General features: G+C 41.0%; 6 protein-coding genes, 6 tRNA genes and 3 rRNA genes. All 15 read right to left on the reverse strand.

Annotated elements, in window-relative coordinates; genetic code table 11:
- Positions 1–9: 9 nt before the first annotated feature.
- Complete coding sequence (locus GJE18_RS08710) at positions 10–942, reverse strand: CdaR family protein (RefSeq protein ID WP_037568039.1); 933 nt, start codon at positions 940–942, stop codon at positions 10–12.
- Positions 943–1749, reverse strand: coding sequence for a diadenylate cyclase CdaA (gene cdaA / locus GJE18_RS08715; protein WP_037568037.1), 807 nt, complete (start codon positions 1747–1749; stop codon positions 943–945).
- 163 nt (positions 1750–1912) lie between these two features.
- Positions 1913–2818: an arginase gene (gene rocF, locus GJE18_RS08720; protein ID WP_107365881.1), complete on the reverse strand. Its 906-nt coding sequence runs from the start codon at positions 2816–2818 to the stop codon at positions 1913–1915.
- 396 nt (positions 2819–3214) lie between these two features.
- A tRNA-Lys gene (locus GJE18_RS08725) sits at positions 3215–3287 on the reverse strand.
- A 3-nt stretch (positions 3288–3290) separates the two neighbouring features.
- Positions 3291–3365: transfer RNA gene (locus GJE18_RS08730), tRNA-Gln, on the reverse strand.
- Between the two features lie 4 nt (positions 3366–3369).
- Positions 3370–3453, reverse strand: a tRNA-Tyr gene (locus tag GJE18_RS08735).
- Between the two features lie 19 nt (positions 3454–3472).
- Positions 3473–3548 (reverse strand) — tRNA-Val (locus tag GJE18_RS08740).
- A 9-nt stretch (positions 3549–3557) separates the two neighbouring features.
- Positions 3558–3629: transfer RNA gene (locus GJE18_RS08745), tRNA-Glu, on the reverse strand.
- A 1-nt stretch (position 3630) separates the two neighbouring features.
- Positions 3631–3705 (reverse strand) — tRNA-Asn (locus tag GJE18_RS08750).
- 10 nt (positions 3706–3715) lie between these two features.
- Positions 3716–3830: ribosomal RNA gene (gene rrf / locus GJE18_RS08755) — 5S ribosomal RNA — on the reverse strand.
- A 152-nt stretch (positions 3831–3982) separates the two neighbouring features.
- Positions 3983–6909 (reverse strand): 23S ribosomal RNA (locus tag GJE18_RS08760).
- 381 nt (positions 6910–7290) lie between these two features.
- Positions 7291–8842 (reverse strand): 16S ribosomal RNA (locus tag GJE18_RS08765).
- Together the 16S, 23S and 5S rRNA genes with 6 tRNA genes alongside form the textbook arrangement of a ribosomal RNA operon.
- Before the next feature lie 524 nt (positions 8843–9366).
- Positions 9367–10431, reverse strand: coding sequence for an Mrp/NBP35 family ATP-binding protein (locus tag GJE18_RS08770; protein ID WP_060551572.1), 1065 nt, complete (start codon positions 10429–10431; stop codon positions 9367–9369).
- 102 nt (positions 10432–10533) lie between these two features.
- Complete coding sequence (locus GJE18_RS08775) at positions 10534–11964, reverse strand: MDR family MFS transporter (protein WP_107376439.1); 1431 nt, start codon at positions 11962–11964, stop codon at positions 10534–10536.
- A gap of 343 nt (positions 11965–12307) precedes the next feature.
- A complete protein-coding gene (locus GJE18_RS08780; RefSeq protein WP_037567211.1) occupies positions 12308–12775 on the reverse strand; it encodes a SepA family multidrug efflux transporter in 468 nt (155 codons plus the stop codon).
- Between the last annotated feature and the right edge of the window lie 9 nt (positions 12776–12784).

The following is a 12784-nucleotide window of genomic DNA, read 5'->3' on the forward strand; positions in this document are numbered from 1 at the left end:
ATCTCATCGTTAATTTACTTTAATATTCGCTTCCACCGTAGAAGGTTTTGCATGTGTTACACCAGGTGGTAAGTCTAGTTTAACTTCCCTATTTGTCGTTTCTGAAACACCATTAACGTCCACATGTGCAGTGATATCTTCAATGTCTTCGAGGTCTTTACGATTGCCATATATTTCTATGGTATCTTTATTGAGACTCACATCAGAAATCGTTGTACCGTCTTGTGGATTTCCTTTTCGTATAACTTTAACTTTTACTTTTTTATGATAGGGTTCCACATCGACCGTCAAATCTACTGAAGAAGGCACAATCTGAACATCTAATTTATTCATATTTTTATCAAATACAGCTACTTTTGCTTGAGCAGTTGTTTTTTCGGAGATGCCATTATCATTGGTGTAACTTGCTTTTGCAAAAGCGATTCTATCAAGTTGTTCTTTACCACCCACAACTTTAACAGTTCTAGGTGACACCGATTCATCTTTAATTTTATAATTCGGATCCACAGCATATGGACTTGTGTTAGGTTCAACTGTGATCATTCTACTTTCTTTCTTTTCAATTGAAAGCGATGCTTCTTTCGGATAGACACGATAATTGATATCTTTATCTAAACCGCGCACTTGAAAGTCAACCGAATGTTCACCTGGACTCGCATCTGAAACATCTAATGTCACTTTATAATCCTCAATTTTTTGGGCTTGCAAAATTTTAGACTGTGGCCCACTCAATTCAACATCTACACTGTCCGGAGCCCCTGATACGTATAAATTTTTATTATTATTAATGACTTCAACAGGTACATTTTTTATCGTTTTATTACCATCATTCGAAATACGATCTGTACTAAAAGATTCACCAAACACATTATTCACAGAAAGAAAAAGCAATAGCGCGAGGATAAATGCAAAAAAACGTAGTCCCCATTTAGATTCAAACATTTAATTCACGCCCTTCTTCGTAAAATGTGATCCAAACCAATGTTCAGTTAAAAGTTCCTCAAAAGCTTCAATAGAGATATCTTTACGTAATTTCCCATCAAATGTGACAGAGATTGATCCTGTTTCTTCAGATACGATTACTGTAAAAGCATCTGAAACTTCAGAAATACCTACCGCAGCACGATGTCTAGTTCCTAAACTTTTCGCAATTTTAGGGCTATCTGATAAAGGTAAATAACTTGCTGCTGTCGCAATTTTATCTCCTTGAATAATCATCGCACCATCATGTAACGGTGTATTAGGAATAAACACGTTAATCAATAACTCTTGTGAAATATCTGAGTGCATCGGAATACCTGTTTCTATGTAATCTTGTAATCCGGTCTCTTTTTCAAAAACAATTAAAGCGCCAATACGTCGTTTTGCCATGTATTGAACAGATTTAGAAACTGATTCAACAAGCTTAGGCACTTCTACTGAAGATGTCATCGCATAACGTTTGAACAAACTCCCTCTTCCAAGTTGTTCTAACGCACGTCTAATCTCAGGTTGAAAAATAACAATAATTGCAAGGAACCCCCATTGCATGACTAAATCAAATAGTCTTGAAGTCGTCGTTAACTGTAAATATTCACTGATACCTTTACCTACTAATATAAATAAAATTCCCTTTAACAACTGAATTGCTTTCGTTCCTTTAAAAACAGTGATAAGTAGATAAATGACATACCATACAATTAATAAATCTAGAATACCAGTGATGACCTCAAGCGTACTTAAGTTTTGAAAGAGGTTAGAAATTTGCATAGCATCTCCTCCGGTAATCTATTCCCATATCCCATATTATACCAAGCAAACTAGCCACTGTCATATACCAATATTATGTTCCATCAAATTTCTATATAAAAATCATGAGGGGTTAACCTTGTTAGCTTAACCCCTCATGATTCCAATTCACCTTTTTATATGTCTATAGCAAACTCTCTCCAAAGAACGAGCCTAATAAAGCGACGGCTTGTTCTGCCGTTTTATTACCTACATCTAGTAAAGGATTTACTTCGACAAGATCCATTGAAGTAATAAGACCTGATTTTTGTAGTTGTTCTAGTGCAAAGTGACTTTCTCTATACGTAAGACCGCCTAACACTTTTGTCCCAGTACCTGGCGTTTCCTCTGGGTCTAATGCATCAACATCTAAAGATAAATGCACGCCATCAGTACGATCTTTTAAATAATCAATCGTTTCACTAATGACCTTTTTGATTCCCATTTCATCAACTTCTGCCATCGTGTACGTTTTAATTTGATGTTTCTTAATATACTCACGTTCGCCAAAGTCTAAATCACGCATTCCAATTAATACAATATTTTCAGGTTTTACTTTAGGTGCAAATCCTCCAAGTTGTACTAATGCCTCTTCTCCTTCTCCTGCTAATACACGAAGTGGCATACCATGGACATTACCAGAAGGTGACTCCTCAGGAAGGTTTAAATCACCATGTGCATCATACCAAATAATACCTAATTCTTTATAATGTTCACTGACTCCAGAAATTGAACCAATTGCTAATGAATGGTCGCCACCGAGAATAACTGGAAAATGATTATTTTCAATACTCTCAGAGACTTTATTCTTTAGAGTTTCTGAGAACGTCAAGATCTCATCATAATTTTGTAAACCCTGTTGTTTTGAATGAAACTTCTCTAAGTCTACTTGTGGTGTATCAACATTACCGCTATCAATAACAGTATGACCAATACGTTTTAACCGCGCAACGGCACCTGCATATCGAATTGCATCAGGACCGAAATTGACACCTAGTTTTTTTTGACCAAAAGTCGTAGGTGCACCAATAATTTCTATCGTTTTATTCATACGTATGACCCCTTCGAATTATTGATTGTATCACATCATCCCCTATGTCGATGCATACAACCTTATGCTCATCATAAAGCTTCATATATGCTTAATCAAGCGCCAGTATAGGAATTATAAGGTCCTTCTATTTATTGATATTAAGTAAAATGAATGATTATCGATACATTTACTTAACATACTATGATTTATGCATAAAAATACGTCTTTTTATACATATCACTTTTTTATTAAATAATAAATAATAGTAGTTATCATGATTGGAGTTCGTGCACAATGCACTCACTATAGTAGATTGCAGTTGACTACATTAAAAAACGGTCAGCGAGACTCATCACTAACCGTTAAAACAATATAGAATAAAAAAAGACCTTATCCAAAGATAAGGTCAGTAAGTGAGCCATAGAGGATTCGAACCTCTGACCCTCTGATTAAAAGTCAGATGCTCTACCAACTGAGCTAATGGCTCTTATGGCTGGGCTAGCTGGATTCGAACCAGCGAGTGACGGAGTCAAAGTCCGTTGCCTTACCGCTTGGCTATAGCCCATTAATGGTGGAGGGGGGCAGATTCGAACTGCCGAACCCGAAGGAGCGGATTTACAGTCCGCCGCGTTTAGCCACTTCGCTACCCCTCCAGATATGCTTTTCATAAAATGGTGGAGAATGACGGGTTCGAACCGCCGACCCTCTGCTTGTAAGGCAGATGCTCTCCCAGCTGAGCTAATTCTCCATCTATGAATGACCCCTACGGGACTCGAACCCGTGTTACCGCCGTGAAAGGGCGGTGTCTTAACCGCTTGACCAAGGGGCCATGGCTCCACAGGTAGGACTCGAACCTACGACCGATCGGTTAACAGCCGATAGCTCTACCACTGAGCTACTGTGGATTAATCTTATGCTTGGCAACGTCCTACTCTCGCGGAACGTAAGTCCGACTACCATCGGCGCTAAAGAGCTTAACTTCTGTGTTCGGCATGGGAACAGGTGTGGCCTCTTTGCTATTGTCACCAAACAATGTTTTACTTCGTGACAAACGTTTTCACTTCGTAAAATACGGTGTGGCAAACGTTCGTATTCGAACATGTCACTTCGTAAAATGAATGATTATACATTCAAAACTAGATAGTAAGTATTGGTTTCACAAGCATCACCTTATGAACTAAATTGATTAAGTCTTCGATCGATTAGTATTCGTCAGCTCCACGTATCGCTACGCTTCCACCTCGAACCTATTAACCTCATCATCTTTGAGGGATCTTATAACCGAAGTTGGGAAATCTCATCTTGAGGGGGGCTTCATGCTTAGATGCTTTCAGCACTTATCCCGTCCATACATAGCTACCCAGCTATGCCGTTGGCACGACAACTGGTACACCAGAGGTATGTCCATCCCGGTCCTCTCGTACTAAGGACAGCTCCTCTCAAATTTCCTACGCCCACGACGGATAGGGACCGAACTGTCTCACGACGTTCTGAACCCAGCTCGCGTACCGCTTTAATGGGCGAACAGCCCAACCCTTGGGACCGACTACAGCCCCAGGATGCGATGAGCCGACATCGAGGTGCCAAACCTCCCCGTCGATGTGAACTCTTGGGGGAGATAAGCCTGTTATCCCCGGGGTAGCTTTTATCCGTTGAGCGATGGCCCTTCCATGCGGAACCACCGGATCACTAAGTCCGTCTTTCGACCCTGCTCGACTTGTAGGTCTCGCAGTCAAGCTCCCTTATGCCTTTACACTCTATGAATGATTTCCAACCATTCTGAGGGAACCTTTGAGCGCCTCCGTTACTCTTTAGGAGGCGACCGCCCCAGTCAAACTGCCCGCCTGACACTGTCTCCCAACTCGATAAGAGTTGCGGGTTAGAAATCCAATACAATTAGGGTAGTATCCCACCAATGCCTCCACGTAAGCTAGCGCTCACGCTTCTAAGGCTCCTACCTATCCTGTACAAACTGTACCGAATTTCAATATCAGGCTACAGTAAAGCTCCACGGGGTCTTTCCGTCCTGTCGCGGGTAACCGGCATCTTCACCGGTACTATGATTTCACCGAGTCTCTCGTTGAGACAGTGCCCAAATCGTTACGCCTTTCGTGCGGGTCGGAACTTACCCGACAAGGAATTTCGCTACCTTAGGACCGTTATAGTTACGGCCGCCGTTTACTGGGGCTTCGATTCGTAGCTTCGCTAATGCTAACCACTCCTCTTAACCTTCCAGCACCGGGCAGGCGTCAGCCCCTATACGTCACCTTACGGTTTAGCAGAGACCTGTGTTTTTGATAAACAGTCGCTTGGGCCTATTCACTGCGGCTCTTCGAAGCGTGAACCTCAAAGAGCACCCCTTCTCCCGAAGTTACGGGGTCATTTTGCCGAGTTCCTTAACGAGAGTTCGCTCGCTCACCTTAGAATTCTCATCTTGACTACCTGTGTCGGTTTGCGGTACGGGCACCAATCTTCTAGCTAGAGGCTTTTCTTGGCAGTGTGAAATCAACGACTCGAAGAAAACATGTTTCTTCTCCCCATCACAGCTTGACCTTAATGAGTGCCGGATTTGCCTAACACTCAGTCTCACTGCTTAGACGTGCACTCCAACAGCACGCTTCGCCTATCCTACTGCGTCCCCCCATCGCTTAAAACGAATCATGGTGGTACAGGAATATCAACCTGTTATCCATCGCCTACGCCTGTCGGCCTCAGCTTAGGACCCGACTAACCCAGAGCGGACGAGCCTTCCTCTGGAAACCTTAGTCAATCGGTGGACGGGATTCTCACCCGTCTTTCGCTACTCACACCGGCATTCTCACTTCTAAGCGCTCCACATGTCCTTGCGATCATGCTTCAACGCCCTTAGAACGCTCTCCTACCATTGTCCTAAAGGACAATCCACAGCTTCGGTAATATGTTTAGCCCCGGTACATTTTCGGCGCAGTGTCACTCGACTAGTGAGCTATTACGCACTCTTTAAATGATGGCTGCTTCTAAGCCAACATCCTAGTTGTCTGGGCAACGCCACATCCTTTTCCACTTAACATATATTTTGGGACCTTAGCTGGTGGTCTGGGCTGTTTCCCTTTCGAACACGGACCTTATCACCCATGTTCTGACTCCCAAGTTAAATTATTTGGCATTCGGAGTTTGTCTGAATTCGGTAACCCGAGAGGGGCCCCTCGTCCAAACAGTGCTCTACCTCCAATAATCATCACTTGAGGCTAGCCCTAAAGCTATTTCGGAGAGAACCAGCTATCTCCAAGTTCGATTGGAATTTCTCCGCTACCCTCAGTTCATCCGCTCACTTTTCAACGTAAGTCGGTTCGGTCCTCCATTCAGTGTTACCTGAACTTCAACCTGACCAAGGGTAGATCACCTGGTTTCGGGTCTACGACCAAATACTCATTCGCCCTATTCAGACTCGCTTTCGCTACGGCTCCACATTTTCTGCTTAACCTTGCATCAGATCGTAACTCGCCGGTTCATTCTACAAAAGGCACGCCATCACCCATTAACGGGCTCTGACTACTTGTAAGCACACGGTTTCAAGTTCTCTTTCACTCCCCTTCCGGGGTACTTTTCACCTTTCCCTCACGGTACTGGTTCACTATCGGTCACTAGAGAGTATTTAGCCTTGGGAGATGGTCCTCCCAGATTCCGACGGAATTTCACGTGCTCCGCCGTACTCAGGATCCACTCAGGAGGGTATACGTTTTCGACTACAGGATTATTACCTTCTATGATTAACCTTTCCAGGTTATTCGTCTAACGTATTCCTTTGTAACTCCGTACAGAGTGTCCTACAACCCCAACAAGCAAGCTTGTTGGTTTGGGCTCTTCCCGTTTCGCTCGCCGCTACTCAGGGAATCGATTTTTCTTTCTCTTCCTCCGGGTACTAAGATGTTTCAGTTCTCCGGGTCTACCTTCTCACATGCTATGTATTCACATGCGGATAACACGACATAACTCGTGCTGGGTTCCCCCATTCGGAAATCTCTGGATCACAGCTTACTTACAGCTCCCCAAAGCATATCGTCGTTAGTAACGTCCTTCATCGGCTTCTAGTGCCAAGGCATCCACCGTGCGCCCTTAATAACTTAATCTAAACGTGTTGATAAGCGTTCGCATTCTGCTTCATCACGGCACAAATCGCTCAGTTACTTACAAAAGTAAGCGCCTTCGCTCTTGTTTGTGATTCATAGACTGACAAACGCTTTCAATTCACGTTTATCGTATCTATAACATATGCACTACTTACCATCCACCAGTTATTAATTATTGTGAGTCGTCTGTCGACGACTAGCGATAATTTTTTGTTTCAAGCTTTTCGCTTGTCACTCGGTTTTGCTTGGTAAAATCTATACTTACTTATCTAGTTTTCAATGTACAATGTTGAATCCTCAAAAATGAGCATTCAAAACTGAATACAATATGTCTCCGTTATTCCTTATCGCCTTAGGCGATATTCCGTATATTATCCTTAGAAAGGAGGTGATCCAGCCGCACCTTCCGATACGGCTACCTTGTTACGACTTCACCCCAATCATTTGTCCCACCTTCGACGGCTAGCTCCAAAATGGTTACTCCACCGGCTTCGGGTGTTACAAACTCTCGTGGTGTGACGGGCGGTGTGTACAAGACCCGGGAACGTATTCACCGTAGCATGCTGATCTACGATTACTAGCGATTCCAGCTTCATGTAGTCGAGTTGCAGACTACAATCCGAACTGAGAACAACTTTATGGGATTTGCTTGACCTCGCGGTTTCGCTGCCCTTTGTATTGTCCATTGTAGCACGTGTGTAGCCCAAATCATAAGGGGCATGATGATTTGACGTCATCCCCACCTTCCTCCGGTTTGTCACCGGCAGTCAACTTAGAGTGCCCAACTTAATGATGGCAACTAAGCTTAAGGGTTGCGCTCGTTGCGGGACTTAACCCAACATCTCACGACACGAGCTGACGACAACCATGCACCACCTGTCATTTTGTCCTCCGAAGAGGAAAACTCTATCTCTAGAGCGGTCAAAAGATGTCAAGATTTGGTAAGGTTCTTCGCGTTGCTTCGAATTAAACCACATGCTCCACCGCTTGTGCGGGTCCCCGTCAATTCCTTTGAGTTTCAGTCTTGCGACCGTACTCCCCAGGCGGAGTGCTTAATGCGTTAGCTGCAGCACTAAGGGGCGGAAACCCCCTAACACTTAGCACTCATCGTTTACGGCGTGGACTACCAGGGTATCTAATCCTGTTTGATCCCCACGCTTTCGCACCTCAGCGTCAGTTACAGACCAGAAAGCCGCCTTCGCCACTGGTGTTCCTCCATATCTCTGCGCATTTCACCGCTACACATGGAATTCCACTTTCCTCTTCTGCACTCAAGTTTTCCAGTTTCCAATGACCCTCCACGGTTGAGCCGTGGGCTTTCACATCAGACTTAAAAAACCGCCTACGCGCGCTTTACGCCCAATAATTCCGGATAACGCTTGCCACCTACGTATTACCGCGGCTGCTGGCACGTAGTTAGCCGTGGCTTTCTGGTTAGGTACCGTCAAGATGTGCACAGTTACTTACACATATGTTCTTCCCTAACAACAGAGCTTTACGATCCGAAGACCTTCATCACTCACGCGGCGTTGCTCCGTCAGGCTTTCGCCCATTGCGGAAGATTCCCTACTGCTGCCTCCCGTAGGAGTCTGGACCGTGTCTCAGTTCCAGTGTGGCCGATCACCCTCTCAGGTCGGCTACGTATCGTCGCCTTGGTAAGCCGTTACCTTACCAACTAGCTAATACGGCGCGGGTCCATCTATAAGTGACAGCAAGACCGTCTTTCACTGTTGAACCATGCGGTTCAACATGTTATCCGGCATTAGCCCCGGTTTCCCGGAGTTATTCCAGTCTTATAGGTAGGTTACCCACGTGTTACTCACCCGTCCGCCGCTAACGTCAAAGGAGCAAGCTCCTCGTCAGTTCGCTCGACTTGCATGTATTAGGCACGCCGCCAGCGTTCATCCTGAGCCAGGATCAAACTCTCCATAAAAGAAGTAAGCTTGATATAGCTCGTTGATTGGTTAAGCCAATCACTCTTGAAAGTACATTACGTACTCAAAATTATTGGAATTAACGTTGACATATTGTCATTCAGTTTTCAATGTTCATTCAAGTCTCGAATATCTTATCACAGCTTAATGTTCTTTACAAGTTATTTACAAGACTTTTATAATTTTAAAACATTTCTTTTTCGATTTCAATGGTAACTTTTACACTATTGAAATATTATTTTCGAAATGTTTCTGTCGTTTTCAGCGACTTTTTAATAATAGCAACTTCAGCAATCAAAGTCAACAACTATTTTTAACTTTTTTTAGTTAATTTCGATTGTAAGCAGTTGTCGTGCTCACAAGAACTTATTCTATCAGGTTGTAATAAAAAGACAAGGTTTTTCTTTACACTTATTCTATGCTATTTACACGTATATTAACTTTAACCCACAAAAAAAGAGTAGATTGAAGAAACCATAAAGGTTCTAACCTACTCTTTGTATGAATCAAATAGTCATAAAGATCATTTTTTCGTTTTTTCGATAATTTTTTGCGCCATATTAAGATAAATTTGACCCAATTCATCTTCTGGTTGATATACTGATGGAGAAAAATCAGCAGGTTTCCATGACGGCTGTGCTAAAGGCAATTGTCCTAACAAATCTGTTTGTAGTTCATCAGCTAATTTTTGACCGCCACCTTGACCAAAAATGTATTCTTTATTCCCCGTTTCTTTACTTTGGAAATATGACATATTTTCAATTACACCTAAAATACTATGATCTGTATGTTTCGCCATAGCACCTGCTCTTGCTGCTACAAATGCAGCAGTTGGGTGTGGTGTCGTAACGATAATTTCTTTACTGGACGGTAACATCGTATGTACATCAAGCGCGACATCTCCTGTACCAGGCGGTAAATCAAGGATTAAATAATCGAGCTCTCCCCATTTAACGTCCGTAAAAAAGTTTGTCAGCATTTTACCTAACATAGGACCACGCCAAATCACCGGGGCATTTTCTTCGACGAAAAACGCCATTGAAATGACTTTAACACCGTGGCGCTCCACAGGGACAACCGATTTCCCTTCAATATTAGGTTTCGTATCTATGCCCATCATATCAGGAACACTAAACCCATAAATATCAGCATCAATGAGTCCCACACGTTTTCCAGCACGTGCTAGCGCAACTGCTAAGTTTACGGATACTGTAGATTTGCCAACACCACCTTTACCTGATGCAATAGCGATAAACTCTAAATCATTGCCTTGTGCTAGAAATTCCTCAATAGTTTGTTGCTTTGTTTCATTTGAATCTTGAAACTTTTGAGCTTTTTCTTCAGGTAAGGCTTCAAAACGAATTCCTACTGTTTTAGCACCGTTTTCTTTTAACTTCTCAACTATTGCCATTTGTAAGTCGAGCTGTTGTTGCCCCCCTAGTTGTGCCATCGCTATTTTAACACTCACATGTTCCTTCTCTTCTTTAATAGAGACTTCTAACAAACCTTCCGTCTCTTTTAAAGGTACGTTAACTGAAGGGTCAATCACTTCACCTACGATAGTTTTAACTTGCTCTTGTGTTAACACATCCGCCATCTCCTTTAGTACACATTTTAAATATATTTTAACAAAGATATCATTTCAAAATAAGGTATATGCATCATTTTTGTTCACTATTGTAAAATTAGGTTACACAGCATTTTTCTTCACTTTATTACGATCATGTATAAACAAGCTAATTATCAATCCAATGAATACCATCAATGAAGCAACAAAAAATGCCGCATCAACACCAAACGCCATTGCCTCTCTATGAACCATCGTTTTCGCAATTGTGTTATCTGGTATATACCATGATGTTCCGATAGCCATAACGGTAACCATAATGGCTGTACCCATCGAACCTGAAATTGTTCGTAATGCATTCATTATAGCTGTACCATGAGACACCATGTCATTATCAAGTGCATTGATACCAGCAGTATTTAGAGGCATCATTATAAATGAAATAGATATTAAACGAATTGTAAATACAATAATGATATACGTATAAGAGGTATGCGCTGTAATTTGACTGAACATGAATGTCGTAATCAATAACAATGTAAATCCAGGAATGATAAGTATTCGCGCGCCTACTTTATCATATATTTTTCCAGTAACAACAGACATTAAGCCGTTGATAATCGCTCCAGGTAAAACGACTAATCCTGACAAAAAGGCTGATAGTTCAAGTACGTTTTGTATATAAATCGGTACTAAGAGTGCTGGACCTACCATGGATGTAAAAGCAATCATGGAAGCAATTGACGTTAATGCAAACGTACGGTTTTTAAAAGCTTCTAACCGTAAAATTGGGTTTGTGATTGTCAATTGTCTTTTTATAAACGCGCCGATAATAATCATACTTACAACTAAACTCATAATAACGATAGGATGTTGGAAACTGATTGTACCAGCAATACTAAAAGCATACAACATTAAGCCAAACCCTAATGTCGATAACATTACTGAAGGTTTATCCAACTTTACAGATTTCGTTGTACTAAAATTATGCATATATTTAAAACCAAAAATATAACCAATTACTGCTACAACTACAACAACATATAAAGGTACACGCCATGAAAAATGGTCTACAAGTACACCTGATAAGGTTGGACCTATTGCAGGAGCAAATTGAATCACTAAACCAGATAGCCCCATTGCAAATCCTCGTTGATTTTTAGGAAATAGTGTAAACATAGTAAATTGGCTTAAAGGCATTATTATGCCAGCTCCCATTGCCTGAATGACTCTTGCTGTCATTAATATCGCAAAATTAGGTGCTAGTGCAGCAATGATAGAACCTAAAAGGAAAATTCCCATCGCAATAATATAAAGTGTTCGTGTCTGTATACGATCCATAAAATAGGCTGTTAAGGGAATCATTATGCCGTTCACTAACATAAAACCTGTAACAAGCCATTGCGATGTGCTTTCGTTAATATTTAATCCCTTCATAATATCTGGTAGAGCTGTATTTAAAAGTGTTTGGTTAAGTATCGCAGTAAACGCACTAATTAACATAACTGCTACGATGATATTACGCGCTTCCTTCCCAATTTGATTAGATGTCATTCTTGTAACCTCATTTCCCCTAGCCCGGTATCCCTGACTGACTATAGTTTTTCAATATAACACTTCATATGACGCCATTGTTTGATGTTTCAGTGCACTTTTCCCAGAAATGATGAATAACTATATATCAATTACTTTCTAAGTAATCCATCATCCTTCAACATTAGTAATGTTTATTTGACTTTTTTCATACATTAACTTAAATGTTAAAATGTTCATATTCAATTTTATTTTACACTTCTCATTTGAAGCACTCAAAATGTTTGTTTGAGATAATAAAAAAGCTATAAATGACATCGCTTAATATAAAACTAAGCTGCCACTTATAGCTTCTTATCTCTTACTATTTGCGGTTATGATATAAATTTTCTGAGTCAGGATAAAAAATTTCTTTACACATATAAAGAAATGCAAAAATAATCATCAATACCCAGTAATCTATATGAATATGGGAAAAATGCACATGTACGATGAAATAAAATAAGAAAACAATAATTGTATAAGTAATGAGATGAAATGTCATACCTTGTAAATAAGGGTTAGGATAAAGTTTCTTTTTCAATATATCCATCACATACTCAATACAATAGATGAGAAAATAACCTAATAATATATAACTACCATAATAAAAAAGGTTGTCGTAAAATCCTTCATTGAATGTAAATTTTGCTAAATGTAAAAAGATCAATATTCGACTGAGTCCAAATAGACCAAATGCAAGTAATGTTAAAAATATTCCACCTGAAATGATAAAAATCATCATAATTACTAGTAACGTAAGGATATTGATTAAATTAAATTTTTTCTTCAAATTCTATCC

The organism is Staphylococcus agnetis (assembly GCF_011466855.1).
GTDB classification, from domain to species: Bacteria; Bacillota; Bacilli; order Staphylococcales; family Staphylococcaceae; genus Staphylococcus; species Staphylococcus agnetis.